Here is a 15,042-nt window from a genome sequence, read left to right as displayed (position 1 = left end):
GGACAGGGACGCCTATGACTGGGGCTACGCAGGACCGCCGGGCCGGCGCCGACACGCACCGGCCGTCGTACGAGGGCCGGAGCGGCGGGCTCGACGGCCCGGCCCTGTCCACCGAAGGCCTTCCGGCCTGGCTGGACCCCGTCGTCGAGGCCGCCCGGACCATCGAGCCGCCGCAGCTGAGCCGCTTCCTGCCGCCCGAAGACGGCCGGGGGCGGCAGTCCGCCGTGCTCGTCCTGTTCGGCGAGGGCCCCCGCGGGCCCGAGCTGCTGCTCATGGAGCGCGCCGGCACCCTGCGCTCGCACGCGGGCCAGCCCTCCTTCCCGGGCGGCGCCCTCGACCCGGAGGACGGCGATCCGCACACCACCGGCCCCCTGCGCGCCGCGCTGCGCGAGGCCGAGGAGGAGACCGGCCTGGACCCGTCCGGTGTCCAGCTCTTCGCGGTGCTGCCCCGGCTCTACATCCCCGTCAGCGAGTTCGTGGTCACCCCGGTCCTCGGCTGGTGGCGCACCCCGAGCCCGGTCGGCGCCGTGGACCCGGCCGAGACGGCCCGCGTCTTCACGGTGCCCGTGGCGGATCTCACGGACCCCGAGCACCGGGTCACGGCCGTGCACCCGAAGGGTCACCTGGGGCCCGGTTTCACCGTCGAATCGGCGCTGGTCTGGGGTTTCACCGCCGGAGTGATCGACCGGCTGCTGCACTTCGCGGGCTGGGAGCGCCCCTGGGACCGCTCGCGGCGGGTCCCGCTCGACTGGCACGCGTGAGACGGTGGCCCCTGTGAACGTGCTGGACATCCTGTTGCTGCTGGCGGCCGTGTGGTTCGCCATCGTCGGCTACCGCCAGGGGTTCGTCGTCGGCATCCTGTCGGTGATCGGCTTCCTCGGCGGTGGTCTCGTCGCCGTGTCCCTGCTCCCGCTGATCTGGGACCGGGTGACCGACAACGGCACCCAGGTGTCCACCACGGTCGTGGTGATCGCCGTCGTCGTCATCATCGTCTGTGCCTCGATCGGCCAGGCCCTGACCACCCACCTGGGCAGCCGGCTCCGCCGCCAGATCACCTGGTCGCCGGCGCGGGCGCTGGACGCGACCGGCGGGGCCCTGGTCAACGTCGTCGCGATGCTGCTGGTGGCCTGGCTGATCGGCTCCGCGCTCGCCGGGACGTCACTTCCCACGCTGGGCAAGGAAGTCCGCAACTCCAAGGTGCTCCTCGGTGTGTCGCGGGTGCTGCCCGCACAGGCGAACACCTGGTTCTCGGACTTCAGCTCCACGCTCGCGCGCAACGGCTTCCCCCAGGTGTTCAGCCCGTTCTCCAACGAGCCCATCACCGAGGTCAAGGCGCCCGATCCGGACCTCGCCTTCAGCCCCGTCACCGAGCAGGCCAAGCAGTCCATCGTGAAGGTGGTCGGCACCGCGCCCGGCTGCAGCAAGGTGCTGGAGGGCACGGGCTTCGTCTTCGCGCCCGGCAAGGTGATGACCAACGCGCACGTCGTCGGCGGGGTCGGCGAACCGACCGTGCAGATCGGCGGCGAGGGCAAGCTCTACGACGGCAAGGTCGTGCTCTACGACTGGGAGCGCGACATCGCCGTACTGGACGTGCCCAAGCTGAAGGCCCCGGCGCTGGAGTTCACCGACCGGGACGCGGGCAGCGGCAGCGACGCGATCGTCGCCGGGTTCCCGGAGAACGGCGCGTACGACGTCCGCGCCGCGCGGGTCCGCGGCCGGATCAACGCCAACGGCCCGGACATCTACCACCGGGGCACCGTCCGGCGCGACGTCTACTCGCTGTTCGCGACGGTCCGTCAGGGCAACTCCGGCGGACCGCTGCTGACGCCCGAGGGCAAGGTGTACGGAGTCGTGTTCGCGAAGTCCCTCGACGACCCGAACACCGGCTACGCCCTGACCGTGGACGAGATCCGCGACGACATCCGGATCGGCCGCACCGCGGTACAGCGGGTCGACAGCCAGGGCTGCGCCCTCTGACACCGGTTCCGCCGGGTTCACCGGGCCCATCGGGTCCAGCGGGCTCACCGGGCCCGCGGGCCCGGTGGAGCGCCGGGGTCTCTACGTCCGTGGATGGCGCAGGCGCGCCGAGACCCACAGGGCCCTTCGGCGCAGGATGCGCGGAATCCCGAGGCGGAGGTCGTGGCCGTCCCGGCCGGTCCTCCCGTGGGTGCCCGGCGTCGCGGCCGAGCGGCGTTCGTGTGCGGTGTCACCGTAGTCGTGCGTCCAGCCCATACTCCGAGCTGTGCCCGTGACCCATGGTCGGTAACCCCGTACGCGGCGGCCAATTGGCCTATGCGCGAGGCAATTGAATGTTTGTCATACCGGTCAGCGGTCCGGTTCGGGGTCCTTGAGCCAGTTCACCAGCTCGGTCGAGAAGGCCACCGGGTCCTCCTCGTGCGGGAAGTGCCCGAGACCGTCGAACAGCCGCCACCGGTACGGGGCTTCGACGTACTCGCCGGATCCGGCCGCGCTCCGCGTGCGCATCACCGGGTCGAGCGAGCCGTGCAGGTGCAGCGTCGGCACGCGCACCGGTCGCTTCATGCGCCGGTTGAACTGGAGGCCGTCGGGCCGTGCCATCGACCGCATCATCCAGCGGTAGGGCTCGATCGAGCAGTGTGCGGTGGAGGGGATGCACATCGCCCGCCGGTACACGGCGAGCGCCTCCTCGTCCGCGACGCCGTCCTCCTGCAGCCGGGGCCCCGACCAGTCCCGGATCAGCTCCGCCACGAGCGCCCCGTCGTCGGCGACCAGCTGCCGCTCGGGGATGAACGGGCGCTGGAAGCCCCAGATGTGCGAACTCGCCCTGGTCTGACCGAAGTCGGACAGCATCGCCGACCGCCAGCGGCGGGGGTGCGGCATGGACGAGACGACCAGGCGGCGCACGAGCTTGGGCCGCATCACGGCCGCGGTCCAGGCGAGGTAGCCGCCCAGATCGTGCCCGACGAGCGCGGCGTCCGGCTCGCCGAGGGACCGTACGACCCCGGTGATGTCCAGCGCGAGATTGGCCGGGTCGTAGCCGCGCGGGGTGCGGTCACTGCCGCCCACTCCGCGCAGGTCCATCGCGACAGCCCGGTAGCCGGCGTCGGCGAGCGCGGCCATCTGGTGCCGCCAGGTCCACCAGAACTGCGGGAAGCCGTGCAGCAGCAGCACCAGCGGCCCGTCGCCGACCTCGGCGACGTGGAAGCGGGCGCCGTTGGCGGCGACGTCCCGGTGCGTCACCGCCCGCCCGCCGGGCAGATCGAGCCGGATCGCCGAGGCGGCGGTGGGCGGATTGCCGGGGTCAGGTGTGGGCGCTGTCATGAGGACGAGCGTGCCACACCCACGGCCTTGTCACTCACCGGCCGCGCGTGCGGCTTGACGGTCCCGACGAGCGCCGCGGTCTGCTTGACCGATTCGATGGTCTTCACCGGCGGCTTGACCTTCTTGAACTTGACCATGGCGAGCAGCCCGGTCAGGCCCGCGAGCAGCCAGAACGCGCCGCCGACGATGAGGAAGGACCACGCGAGGCCGAGCCCGAGGTTATGGATTCCGTAGGCCGCGGCGAAACTCAGTACGGGGAGGGAGAAGAGCAGCAGCACGCCCGCGACGATCGCGGCACCGCTGCCGATGCCCGCGCGCTTGACGTCCTGCTTGATCTCCACCTTGGCGAGCGCGATCTCGTCGTGCACCAGGGCCGACATCTCGGCGGTGGCCGAGGCGACCAGCTGGCCGAGTGTGCGCTCGGCTCCTTGCGCCCCTTGGTCCACTGCGCTCATCGCTCTCTCCCTCTGTCGTCTGCCGCGTCGGTACGCCGCCCTCCGTCAGATCATGCCGGACGGTCGCCCTCGATGCTGGACCCGGCCGCCGCTTCGGCCCTGCGCCGGTGCTCCGCGGCCTTCGCCTCGTGGATCCTGGCCATCCGCAGGTGGTACGCCGGGGTGTGCTCCTCGTAGATGTCCGGGATGCCGTCGTGGTCCTCGTCGCGCTCCTCGGCGTCGGTCAGGGCCCGGTACTTGCGGTCGCGGAGCTTGAGCAGGACGCAGGCGAACACCGCGGCGATGAGGGAGCCGATGAGGACGGCCGCCTTGACCTCGTCGGTGAGGAGCGGATCGCCGGCGAAGGCGAGTTCGCCGATGAGCAGCGAGACGGTGAACCCGATTCCGGCGAGGGAGGCCACGGCGAGCACGTCCGGCCAGGCGAGGTCGTCGTTGAGTTCGGCCTTGGTGAAGCGGGCGGCGAGCCAGGTGCCGCCGAAGATGCCCACCGTCTTGCCGATGACCAGGCCGAGGACCACCCCGAGGGTCTCGGGCCGGGTGAAGACCTGGCCGATGGACTCGTCGGAGAGGGAGACCCCGGCCGCGAAGAGGGCGAAGAGCGGTACGGCGAGACCGGCCGAGACCGGCCGTACGAGGTGCTCGATGTGCTCGCCGGGGGAGTGCTTCTCGCCGTCCCTGCGGGTGCAGCGCAGCATCAGGCCCATGGCGACGCCGGCGATGGTGGCGTGCACGCCGCTGTTGTACATCAGGCCCCAGATGGCGAGGGCGAGGGGCACGTAGACGTACCAGCCGCGGACGTCGCGGCGCAGCAGGAACCAGAACAGTATGAGGCCCACGACCGCGCCGCCGAAGGCGAGGAAGTCGATCTCGCTGGTGAAGAACACCGCGATGATGACGATCGCGAAGAGGTCGTCGACGACGGCGAGGGTGAGCAGGAACGCGCGCAGGGCGGAGGGCAGCGAGGTGCCGATGACCGCGAGGACGGCGAGTGCGAAGGCGATGTCGGTGGCGGTCGGGACCGCCCAGCCGTCCAGGGACCCGCTGCCGAATACGTTGACGAGGGCGTAGACCCCGGCGGGGGCGGCCATGCCGCATATCGCGGCGATGACGGGGAGGGCGGCGGCCTTGGGGTCGCGCAGGTCGCCCGCGACGAGCTCGCGCTTGAGCTCGATGCCGGCGACGAAGAAGAAGATCGCCAGGAAGCCGTCGGCGGCCCAGTGCTGGATGGAGAGGTCCAGGCCGAGGGAGGCGGGGCCGATGTGGAAGTCCCGGACGGCCTGGTAGCTCTCCGCCAGGGGAGGGGTGTTCGCCCAGATCAGGGCGGCGACGGCGGCCACGAGGAGCAGAACACCGCCGACGGTCTCGGCGCGCAGGGCGTCGGCCACGAACCGCCGCTCGGGGAGCGAGAGGCGGCCGAGGAGCTTGCGGCTCTGGTTGTCGGTGGGGTTGGGCGCGGCCACGGTGGGACACCTCCGGTTGGTCGACGGCATGGCTAATGCAGTTGCCGACCAGACTTCCCGGCGCACCCTGAGATTTCGAACGTCAAATCTTGACGCTTCTCATACATTACAGGGTGACGCGGTCGTATCAGGCGATCTTCACCTTAAATGGCAGAGGGGCGCCCGGCGCGCTGTGCGCCGGACGCCCCCTTCCGCCTTGTGGGCCGGTGGCCCCGAGGCCCTGCTCAGTCCTCGCTGGACGCGGACGGCAGCTTGCTCTGGATCAGGTCCATGACCGAGGAGTCCGCGAGCGTGGTGACGTCGCCGACCGTCCGGTTCTCCGCCACATCGCGCAGCAGGCGCCGCATGATCTTGCCGGAGCGGGTCTTCGGCAGCTCCTGCACCGGCAGGATCCGCTTCGGCTTGGCGATCGGGCCGAGCGTGGCACCCACGTGGTTGCGCAGCTCGGCGACCAGGCTGTCGGTCTCCGAGGCGCTGCCGCGCAGGATGACGAAGGCCACGATGGCCTGGCCGGTGGTCTCGTCGGTGGCACCGACCACGGCCGCCTCGGCGACCGAGGGGTGGGAGACGAGCGCCGACTCGACCTCGGTGGTCGAGATGTTGTGGCCGGACACCAGCATCACGTCGTCCACCCGGCCGAGCAGCCAGATGTCGCCGTCGTCGTCCTTCTTGGCACCGTCGCCCGCGAAGTACTTGCCCTCGAAACGCGACCAGTAGGTGTCGATGAACCGCTGGTCGTCGCCCCAGATGGTGCGCAGCATCGACGGCCACGGCTCGGTCAGGACCAGGTAGCCGCCTCCGCCGTTCGGGACCTCGTGCGCCTCGTCGTCCACGACGGTGGCGGAGATCCCGGGCAGCGCGCGCTGCGCCGAGCCCGGCTTGGTCTCCGTGACGCCCGGCAGCGGGGAGATCATCATCGCGCCGGTCTCGGTCTGCCACCAGGTGTCCACGATCGGGCAGCGGTCGCCGCCGATGTGCTTGCGGTACCAGATCCATGCCTCGGGGTTGATCGGCTCGCCGACCGAGCCCAGCACGCGCAGGCTCGACAGGTCGAACTTCGCGGGGATGTCGTCGCCCCACTTCATGAACGTACGGATGGCCGTGGGCGCCGTGTAGAGGATGGTGACGCCGTACTTCTGCACGACCTCCCAGAACCGGCCCTGGTGCGGGGTGTCCGGCGTGCCCTCGTACATCACCTGGGTGGCGCCGTTCGCGAGCGGCCCGTAGACGATGTACGAGTGCCCGGTCACCCAGCCGATGTCGGCGGTGCACCAGTAGACGTCGGTCTCCGGCTTCAGGTCGAAGACGGCGTGGTGGGTGTACGCGGTCTGCGTGAGGTAGCCGCCCGAGGTGTGCAGGATGCCCTTGGGCTTACCCGTGGTCCCCGAGGTGTAGAGGATGAAGAGCGGGTGCTCGGCGTCGAAGGCCTGCGGGGTGTGCTCCGCGGACTGCCGGCCGACGACCTCGTGCCACCAGACGTCGCGGCCCTCGGTGAAGGCGGTGTCCTGGCCGGTGCGCTGTACGACGAGCACGTTCTTGACCTGCGGACACTTGCCGACTGCCTCGTCGATGGCGGGCTTGAGGGCGGTGGCCTTGCCGCGGCGGTAGCCGCCGTCGGCGGTGATGACCAGTTTGGCGTCTGCGTCCTGGATGCGGGAGGCGACGGCATCGGCGGAGAAGCCGCCGAAGACCACGGAGTGCGCGGCGCCGATACGGGCGCACGCGAGCATCGCCACGACCGCCTCGGGGATCATCGGCAGGTAGACGGCGACGCGGTCGCCGGCCTGTACGCCCAGCTCGGTCAGGGCGTTGGCGGCCCTGGAGACCTCGTCCTTGAGCTGCGCGTAGGTGATGGAGCGGCTGTCGCCGGGCTCGCCCTCGAAGTGGATGGCGACGCGCTCGCCGTTGCCGGCCTCCACGTGGCGGTCCACGCAGTTGTAGGCGACGTTGAGCTTGCCGTCCGCGAACCACTTCGCGAAGGGCGGGTTCGTCCAGTCGAGCGTCTCGGTCGGCTCCGTGGCCCAGGTCAGCCGCCGGGCCTGCTCGGCCCAGAAGCCCAGCCGGTCCGCGTCGGCCTGTGCGTACGCAGCCTGTGTCACGTTGGCGGCGGCGGCCAGATCGGCGGGCGGTGCGAACCGCCGCTCCTCCTTCAGCAGATTGGCCAGGCTTTCATTGCTCACGACATGTCCCTTTCCCAGGGTGTCCGTTGTGTCCCCGGCATAGCTCATCAGTCAGCGGCCCAGGTGACAAGAGCTAACCGAAAATTGGTTTAGACCTATAGCGTGTCCGGGTGCGCGCGACGGCCCCTTCCCGCTGCAGGGTGCGGAAAGGGGCCCAAAGGATGGCACGGATACCGCAGGGTATCGGTTCGCGCGTGCCGGGAAGGTGTCGCGAATCAGGCGTTCTGGCCGACCGTGTCGAAGACCCGGCAGTCGAAGAAGTCCTCGCCCTCGGACAGCAGGTAGGCCTGCGCCTCACCCACGTGGAAGTACATGCCGTGCAGCTCCAGCGTGCCCTCGGCGAGCCGCCTGGCCACCGATTCGTGGGCCCGCAGGTGCTCCAGCTGCTGCACCACGTTGGTCAGGCACAGCTGTTCCACCGCGTCGGCCGGGAGCCGGCCCGAGATGCGGGCCCAGGCGTGGTGCCTGCTCGCCATCCGCTCCAGGCTGGGCAGCCCGTGCCGCAGCCAGCGGCGCAGCGGGGTCATGGGCGTTCCGGGGGAAGAGTTGAGCAGCGCCTGCATGGCTCCGCAGCCCGAGTGCCCGCACACGGTGATGCTGTCCACCTTGAGCACGTCGACCGCGTACTCGATGGCCGCGGCGACGGAGTCGTCGGTGGACTCGGCGCCCGGCAGGGGGACCAGGTTGCCGACGTTGCGGACCGTGAACAGGTCGCCCGGACCGCTTGCCGTGATCATGCTGGTCACCAGGCGTGAGTCCGCGCAGGTGAGGAAGAGCTGCGAGGGCCGCTGCCCCTCGCGGGCCAGGCGGGCCAGCTCGTCCCGTACGTGCGGGGCCGTATCGCGCTGGAAGGCGCCGATCCCGTTGGCCAGTTGACCGGCGCCCCGCCGCCGCTGCGGAGCCGGCGCCGGGGCTGCCGGCGCGGCCGCGGCGGCCGGGTCCGGGAGGGCACCGACGGCCTGGTGGTCGCAGTGGTTCTGCCACGGGGTCCAGGGGCGGCAGCACTGGTGCCCGCCGCGCTGCGCGGCGCGCCCGGAGCGCGGGAACGCGTCGGCCCGGCGGCCGGTGACCTCCACCGACCCGCCGTGGGCGAGGTGGGAGTCCTGCCAGTCGCGCAGGGTCTCGTAGGCCGCGTGGTCCATGAAGGAGCCGTCCAGCTCGATCACCACGCGCCCGTCGTGCGGGATCTGGTTCAGCACCCGGCTCAGGCGGGGTACCGCGAGGAAGGTCAACTGCCCGCGTGCCCACACCTGGTGGACGCCGCTGTCCAGCTGTTCCACCGTGATCCGCGTCTTGGCCAGCCGGTGCAGGGCGAGGGCGACCGCCACCGCGATGCCGATGGCCACGCCTTCCAGGACCCCGCCGAGGACCACGGCCACGATGGTCGTGCCGTAGACCGGGATCTCCCGGTGCCGGGTGACGCTGCGCAGGTGCGTGATGCTCACCATCTGCACGCCCACGGCCATGACCAGCGCGGCCAGGGCGGCGAGCGGGATCAGGTCGAGGACGGGGACCAGCAGTCCGGCCGCGAGCAGCACCCAGAAGCCGTGCAGCATGGACGATTTCCGGCTGACCGCGCCGGCCTTCACGTTGGCCACGCTGCGGACGGCCACGCCCGTGATCGGCAGTCCGCCCAGCGCTCCGGAGACGATGTTCGCCGCGCCCTGGCCGCGCAGTTCGCGGTTGAGGTCGGCGCGCGGCGGGCGGTTCGTACCCCGCTCGGAGGCGATCAGCTTGTCGGTCGCGACCGCGGAGAGCAGCGACTCGACGCTGCCGACCAGGGTGATGGTCAGTACGGCGGCGGTGAGGCCGAGCACGGGCCCTTCGGGCAGTTCGGGCAGGGCGTGGCTGCGCCAGGAGGGCAGGTCGACCCGGGGCAGCGAGAGCCCGGCCAGGGCCGCGAAGGCGGTGGCCGTCGCCACGGCCGCGAGCGCGGCCGGGACCTTGCGCAGGGCGCTGCCCGTCCGCCCGGGCAGCCGTGGCCAGCCGAGCAGTACGACCAGCGTCAGCACGCTGACGCCGAGCGCGACCGGATGCAGGTCCGCCAACTGGCCCGGCAGGCCGAGGACGTTCGCCACGGCGGAGCTCTGCGGGGTGCCGCCGAGCACGATGTGCAGCTGGGCCAGCGCGATGGTCACGCCGATGCCGGCGAGCATGCCGTGCACGATGGCGGGGCTGACCATGAGCGCCGACCGGGCGGTGCGCAGCAGGGCGAGGCCGAGCTGGCAGAAGCCGGCGAGCACGGTGATGGCACATGTGGTGCGCCATCCGTAGTGCTGGATCAACTCGGCGGTGACGACGGTGAGTCCGGCTGCGGGGCCGCTCACCTGGAGCGGGGCTCCGCCCAGCCGTGCGGCGACGATTCCGCCGACCGCCGCCGCGACCAGTCCGGCCTGGAGCGGTGCGCCGGTGGCCAGCGCGATGCCGAGGGAGAGCGGCAGGGCGATCAGGAACACGGCGACGGAGGCGGAGAGGTCCGCCGGCAGGTCCTTGCGGAGCTGTGCGCGGTCTTTGGCTGTGGGGGTGCGTGGTGTGGCTGTCATAAGGTCCCGTCTCCTCGGGGGAGGGGTGAAGCGGCGGGAGTCTCAACACTCGGTAAATGGATGGTAATGGAGAGTAAAGGCCCGTGGTGAAAAATACGGGCAAATGGACTACGAATTAACCCTCTGGGGTGATTAAGCATTTTGTTCGGCTTGTCATACCTTCCTCAGGTCAGACCGCATGGGACGTTGCGGCGCGGAAGTCCTGCGATGGAACTGCGAGGGAGAGGTGGGGCGGATGATCGCCGCCACGAAGAAGATCGCCGGCGGCCTGGTCGCCACGGCCCTGGTCCTGGGAGCCGCCGGGTGCAGCGGCTCCGAGCCTGCCAGGTCCCCGGCCCCCGGTCCTCAGAAGCCCCGCGAGGGCGCCGCCGCCCCCGAGGCCCCCGGCAGCGTCAACCGGCCCATCGGCGACGGCTCGACCGCGTACACCGGTGCCCAGCCGAACGTCCGGAAGGCGCAGAAGCTGGGACCCGGTGAGAAGCCGCCGCAGTTCGTCGTGTTCTCGTGGGACGGGGCCGGCGAGGACAGCCAGAAGCTCTTCTCGCATTTCCGCGAGGTCGGCAAGAAGTACAACGCCCGGATGACGTACTTCCTCAGCGGTGTCTACATGCTCCCGGAGGAGAAACGCTCCCTCTACACGGCTCCGCAGCACGAGTCCGGCCGTTCGGACATCGGTTTCGGCGACCTCCAGGGCATCAAGGACACCGCCACCCAGGTCCGCGCGGCCTGGCTGGAGGGCAACGAGATCGGCACCCACTTCAACGGCCACTTCTGCGGCCCGGAGGGCGGCGTCGGCACCTGGTCCGTGGACGAGTGGAAGAGCGAGATCAGCCAGGCCAAGTCCTTCGTCAAGAACTGGAAGACGAACGCGGGCCTGAAGAACATGGAGGCGCTCCCCTTCGACTACGACAAGGAGCTCATCGGGGCCCGCACCCCCTGCCTCGAAGGCCAGAAGAACTTCATGCTCGCGGCGAAGGACCTGGGCTTCCGGTACGACTCCAGCGGCATCAGCAAGCAGATCTGGCCCAAGAAGACGGACGGGCTCTGGGACATCCCGCTGCAGCTGGTCCCCGTGCCGGGGCGGGCTTTCGAGACCCTGAGCATGGACTACAACTTCATGACGAACCAGTCCGGAACCACCTCTCAGGGCGACCCCTCGCAGCACACGTACTGGGGCGACCAGATGCGCGACGGCCTGCGCCAGGCCTTCGACCGCGCCTACCAGGGCAACCGGGCGCCGCTGATCATCGGCAACCACTTCGAGTCCTGGAACGGCGGCACCTACATGCGCGCCGTCGAGGAGTCCATCAAGGGGATGTGCACCCAGAAGGAGGTCCGGTGCGTGCCGTTCCGCGAGCTGGCGGACTGGCTGGACGCGCAGGATCCCAAGGCCGTGGAGTGGATGCGCACCCTCGACGTCGGCGAGGCGCCGAAGGAGGGCTGGGCGAAGTTCCTGACCGCGGGGCCGCCGCCCGCACCGCCGACGGCCCCCGCCGGGGTCACGCCGGCTGAGGAGCGGGCCGAAGCCGCGGCGGACGAGGGCTGACGAGGGCCTCGATCCCTTCTTCGGTCCCCTCGCGCAGGACGAAGCCGGGGTCGACCTGGTCCGCCAGGTCGACCCCGGTCTTGGCGTTGCCCCAGCTCTCCGCGTTCTTCAGGTGGAACCGCACCATCTGCTCGGTGTACCGGTCCCAGTCGCGGTGCGCGTACGAGTCGTCCGCAGCGTCCTGGAGGGACTGGAGGGCGAGCCGGTTGGTGGCCTCCAGCAGTTCGAAGGCGGCCGGCCGGCCCTTCTCCATGGCCCGCACCCAGTCGGAGTGCCCGACGGTGACCAGCAGGTCCTCGCCGACCTCGTCCTGGAGGAACTCGATGTCCTCGGGGCCCTGCACCTTGTTGCCGACGACCTTCAGCGCGACCCCGAAGTCCCGCGCGTACTCCTTGTACTGGCGGTAGACGGACACGCCCTTGCGGGTCGGCTCGGCGACCAGGAAGGTCACGTCGAAGCGGGTGAACATGCCCGAGGCGAAGGAGTCGGAGCCCGCGGTCATGTCGACGACGACGTACTCGTCGGGGCCGTCGACGAGGTGGTTCAGGCAGAGCTCGACCGCCCCCACCTTGGAGTGGTAGCAGGCCACGCCCAGATCGGCCTCGGTGAACGGACCCGTCGCCATGAGGCGTACGGGCTCCCCGTCGAGCAGGAGCGTGCGCGCGCAGGCCTCGTACACCGGGTTGTCCTCGGTGACCCGCAGCAGGCGCGAACCCCGGCCGGGCGGCGTGGTCTTGATCATCGTGTCGGCGGACGCGATGCGCGGGTTGGAACCCCGCAGGTAGTCCTTGATCAGGGGCAGGTGCGCGCCGAGTGCGGGCAGTTCGGCGGCCTCGTCCTCGCCGAGCCCGAGGGCGGTGCCCAGGTGCTGGTTGATGTCGGCGTCCACCGCGACGACGGGGGCTTCATTGGCGGCGAGGTGGCGGATGAAGAGGGAGGACAGCGTGGTCTTGCCGCTGCCGCCCTTTCCCACGAAAGCGATCTTCATGTTCACCAAGCGTAGTGGGTCGACAGCGTTGAGTTGTCAAGGTGAGTGAAGAAGACCACTCCAAGGAGGGGTCGGTGCTACGGGCGTGCAGTGCGTAGGCTCCCTACCTATGAGTAGCGCTTCTGACCCGCTGGCCGCCCTGTCCGGGCTGCCGGGTGTCGCAGATTCCGTGGATTCCGTACGCAAGGCCGTGGACCGGGTCTACGGGCACCGGGTCATGCGCCGCCGCAGTGGCGAGATCACCTCGGAGGCCGCGCTGCGCGGCGCGCGCGGGAGCGCGGCCCTGTCCGGCGCGGACTGGGCGCTCGAAGAGGTGCGGCGGCGCACCGACTTCGGTTCCGAGCCCGAGGCCCTGACGGTGGGCGCGGCGCTGCGGCTGACGGCGGAGGCCGGTCAGCTGCTGAGCATCTGGCGCCAGTCTCCGATGCGGGTGCTGGCGCGGCTCCACCTGGTCGCTTCGGGGTCCACGAAGGACGGCGACGTGGTGGGCCGGCCCCGCCTGGCCGGCGAGCCGGTGGACGAACCGCTGGTGGGGCTGCCGCTGCCGGGCGCGGACGAGGTCGCGGGCCGACTGGACGGGCTGTCCGGCCTGGTCATCGCGGGCGGCTCCGCCCCGGCGCTGGTCACGGCGGCGGTGGTGCACGGGGAGCTGCTGGCCCTGCGCCCCTTCGCCACCTACAACGGGCTGGTGGCGCGGGCCGCCGAGCGCATCGTCCTGATCAACAGCGGTCTGGACCCGAAGGCGATCTGCCCGGCGGAGGTAGGCCACGCGGAGCAGGGCCGGGATGCCTATCTGGCCGCTTTCGAGGGGTACGTCTCCGGGACTCCGGAGGGGATGGCCGCCTGGATCGCGCACTGCGGACGCGCGATCGAGCTCGGTGTGCGGGAGTCGACGGCGGTGTGTGAGGCGCTGCAGCGCGGCGCGGCCTGAGGCGCGCGAACTCCGCCGGGAACCCGGTGTCCGCGGCTTCCGGGCCCGGACATGGGTTGCGGCGACACCGTACTGCTCTGGTGTCGCCGCTGGCACTTACGCCCAGTTACCAAGCGTCCTCGAAAGTTGCCCATCAGGTCGGGAGCTTTGCCCGTCACCTGGTGCGGCTGGCCCGTAATCGACGGGTCGACGTCGCGTGGGTGCTCGGCGTTCATGCTTCGGTCCGTGGGCCTTACTGCGTTTTAAAGATGATCCTCTCGGATGTTCTTTGGTCTCGCGGGCCGTTGCTTTATTTGTACTCCGCTTCGGAGCCAAGCGAAACCCCTGATTCCAGTTTTTACTTTCCGGGGCGATCGTGGGTGAACCGGACACCCTGTATCGCCCCAGGTCAGGACATTCGGGGGGTTGGGGCGGGGCCGGGAGGGCGCCTGTCAGGAGGACGAGGCGGCGGCCAGGGCGCTGGCCCGGCGCCGGCTCGCGTACCAGACCAGCCCGGCGGTCGCGGCCGCGGCGCCCACCGCTGCGGCGGCGACGAGGGCGGGTCGTGCGGGCATCGACAGCCCGGGCAGCCGCTGCTTCAGCCGCACCGGGCGGTTGAACACGAGCACCGGCCACTCCCGGGCCAGCGCCTCGCGGCGCAGCGCGCGGTCGGGATTCACGGCGTGCGGGTGCCCCACCGCTTCCAGCATCGGGATGTCCGTGACCGAGTCGCTGTAGGCGTAGCAGCGGGCGAGGTCGTACCCCTCGGACTCCGCGAGCTCGCGGACGGCTTCCGCCTTCGTGGGTCCGTAGGCGTAGTACTCGATCTCGCCGGTGAAGCAGCCGTCCTCGCCGACCACCATGCGCGTGGCGACGACACGGTCGGCGCCGAGCATCTCTCCGATGGGCTCGACCACCTCCGCGCCGGAGGTCGACACGATCACCACGTCGCGGCCCGCGGTGTGGTGGGCCTCGATGAGGGAGGCTGCCTCGTCGTAGATGATCGGGTCGATGAGGTCGTGCAGGGCTTCCGCGACGATCTCCCGGACCTGCTGCACGTTCCAGCCCTTGCAGAGGGCGGAGAGGTACTCGCGCATCCGTTCCATCTGATCGTGGTCGGCGCCGCCGGCCAGGAAGATGAACTGCGTGTACGCGGTGCGCAGCACGGCCCGCCGGTTGATCAGGCCGCCCTGGTAGAAGGACTTGCTGAACGTCAGGGTGCTCGACTTCGCAATGACCGTCTTGTCCAGGTCGAAGAAGGCTGCGGTGCGAGGTGAGGAGTGCGGCAAGGGCTGATTTTCCACGCTCCGAGCATATGCGCCCACCATTCGGCGTAAGGTGTGGCGCGTGGGTTTGCCTGAGAAGGCTCTCGGGTACACCATGGAAGTCACGGATCGTTCGCGACCGTGCTAACCCGGTCTGGCTCCTCCCCCCCCGAGTCGGACCGTGGGGACGACCCCCGCTCTCCCCCCCGGCGGGGGTCGTCGCATGTCCGGACGCGGTTCGCGTCCCTGCCTCCGGCCCCAAGTGACCATCCCTTCGGCCCTCCTTGTCGATGGAACCTCCGCGGCGAAGGCCCTCACCCCTTGAGACTCGTGACGGTGCGTAGCGGTTCCGCCGCGCTCTGGAACTCACCTGTGCGGGTGGCCGGGTTATTCAC

At 70.5% G+C, this 15,042-nt stretch carries 11 protein-coding genes; 4 read left to right on the top strand and 7 right to left on the bottom strand.

Annotated elements, in window-relative coordinates:
* The first annotated feature begins 14 nt into the window (after positions 1–14).
* Together ACTVZO_RS20150 and ACTVZO_RS20145 are read left to right on the top strand one after the other, a co-directional pair.
* Positions 15–761: an NUDIX hydrolase gene (locus tag ACTVZO_RS20150; RefSeq protein ID WP_443299719.1), complete on the top strand. Its 747-nt coding sequence runs from the start codon at positions 15–17 to the stop codon at positions 759–761.
* A 13-nt stretch (positions 762–774) separates the two neighbouring features.
* Positions 775–1,977 carry a MarP family serine protease gene (locus ACTVZO_RS20145; RefSeq protein ID WP_443299718.1) on the top strand — a complete coding sequence of 401 codons (1,203 nt, stop codon included), beginning with the start codon at positions 775–777 and terminating at the stop codon, positions 1,975–1,977.
* Between the two features lie 348 nt (positions 1,978–2,325).
* Here ACTVZO_RS20145 and ACTVZO_RS20140 read toward each other — a convergent pair whose 3' ends face one another.
* The 5 genes from ACTVZO_RS20140 to ACTVZO_RS20120 form a co-directional block, all read right to left on the bottom strand.
* A complete protein-coding gene (locus tag ACTVZO_RS20140) occupies positions 2,326–3,300 on the bottom strand; it encodes an alpha/beta fold hydrolase (RefSeq protein ID WP_443299717.1) in 975 nt (324 codons plus the stop codon).
* Positions 3,297–3,755, bottom strand: a complete 459-nt coding sequence (locus tag ACTVZO_RS20135) for a phage holin family protein (RefSeq protein ID WP_443299716.1) — start codon at positions 3,753–3,755, stop codon at positions 3,297–3,299. Before ACTVZO_RS20135 ends, ACTVZO_RS20140 begins: the two co-directional genes overlap by 4 nt.
* Positions 3,756–3,805: 50 nt before the next feature.
* Positions 3,806–5,215 (bottom strand): Na+/H+ antiporter NhaA, encoded by a 1,410-nt coding sequence (gene nhaA, locus ACTVZO_RS20130; protein WP_443299715.1) that lies wholly within the window; start codon positions 5,213–5,215, stop codon positions 3,806–3,808.
* A 224-nt stretch (positions 5,216–5,439) separates the two neighbouring features.
* Positions 5,440–7,443: an acetate--CoA ligase gene (acs, locus tag ACTVZO_RS20125; RefSeq protein ID WP_443299714.1), complete on the bottom strand. Its 2,004-nt coding sequence runs from the start codon at positions 7,441–7,443 to the stop codon at positions 5,440–5,442.
* A gap of 167 nt (positions 7,444–7,610) precedes the next feature.
* Entirely contained in the window at positions 7,611–9,938 is a 2,328-nt protein-coding gene (locus ACTVZO_RS20120) for a SulP family inorganic anion transporter (RefSeq protein WP_443299713.1), read from the bottom strand.
* Positions 9,939–10,173: 235 nt separating this feature from the next.
* Between ACTVZO_RS20120 and ACTVZO_RS20115 the strand changes: the two genes are divergently transcribed.
* Complete coding sequence (locus tag ACTVZO_RS20115; RefSeq protein WP_443299712.1) at positions 10,174–11,484, top strand: hypothetical protein; 1,311 nt, start codon at positions 10,174–10,176, stop codon at positions 11,482–11,484.
* Here the strand turns inward: ACTVZO_RS20115 and ACTVZO_RS20110 are convergent.
* Entirely contained in the window at positions 11,438–12,472 is a 1,035-nt protein-coding gene (locus ACTVZO_RS20110) for a nucleotide-binding protein (protein ID WP_443299711.1), read from the bottom strand. The genes ACTVZO_RS20115 and ACTVZO_RS20110 overlap by 47 nt on opposite strands.
* A 109-nt stretch (positions 12,473–12,581) precedes the next feature.
* Here ACTVZO_RS20110 and ACTVZO_RS20105 point away from each other — a divergent pair, with 109 nt between their 5' ends.
* Positions 12,582–13,403 carry an oxidoreductase gene (locus ACTVZO_RS20105; protein ID WP_443299710.1) on the top strand — a complete coding sequence of 274 codons (822 nt, stop codon included), beginning with the start codon at positions 12,582–12,584 and terminating at the stop codon, positions 13,401–13,403.
* Positions 13,404–13,834: 431 nt separating this feature from the next.
* On the opposite strand, the gene ACTVZO_RS20100 is transcribed toward ACTVZO_RS20105, so the two are convergent.
* Positions 13,835–14,710: an HAD family hydrolase gene (locus tag ACTVZO_RS20100; RefSeq protein WP_384219927.1), complete on the bottom strand. Its 876-nt coding sequence runs from the start codon at positions 14,708–14,710 to the stop codon at positions 13,835–13,837.
* Positions 14,711–15,042: the final 332 nt, after the last annotated feature.

Origin of the sequence: Streptomyces sp. IBSNAI002, from assembly GCF_052244475.1 — a bacterium.
Lineage (GTDB): Bacteria > Actinomycetota > Actinomycetes > Streptomycetales > Streptomycetaceae > Streptomyces.
This window is presented reverse-complemented; position numbering and strand designations above follow the sequence as displayed.

Coding starts and splice junctions, on each gene's coding strand:
- ACTVZO_RS20150 (WP_443299719.1), top strand. CDS start 15: ATGACTGGGGCTACGCAGGACCGCCGGGCCGGCGCCGACACGCACCGG.
- ACTVZO_RS20140 (WP_443299717.1), bottom strand. CDS start 3,300: ATGACAGCGCCCACACCTGACCCCGGCAATCCGCCCACCGCCGCCTCG.
- ACTVZO_RS20135 (WP_443299716.1), bottom strand. CDS start 3,755: ATGAGCGCAGTGGACCAAGGGGCGCAAGGAGCCGAGCGCACACTCGGC.
- acs (WP_443299714.1), bottom strand. CDS start 7,443: ATGAGCTATGCCGGGGACACAACGGACACCCTGGGAAAGGGACATGTC.
- ACTVZO_RS20120 (WP_443299713.1), bottom strand. CDS start 9,938: ATGACAGCCACACCACGCACCCCCACAGCCAAAGACCGCGCACAGCTC.
- ACTVZO_RS20115 (WP_443299712.1), top strand. CDS start 10,174: ATGATCGCCGCCACGAAGAAGATCGCCGGCGGCCTGGTCGCCACGGCC.
- ACTVZO_RS20110 (WP_443299711.1), bottom strand. CDS start 12,472: ATGAAGATCGCTTTCGTGGGAAAGGGCGGCAGCGGCAAGACCACGCTG.
- ACTVZO_RS20105 (WP_443299710.1), top strand. CDS start 12,582: ATGAGTAGCGCTTCTGACCCGCTGGCCGCCCTGTCCGGGCTGCCGGGT.
- ACTVZO_RS20100 (WP_384219927.1), bottom strand. CDS start 14,710: ATGGTGGGCGCATATGCTCGGAGCGTGGAAAATCAGCCCTTGCCGCAC.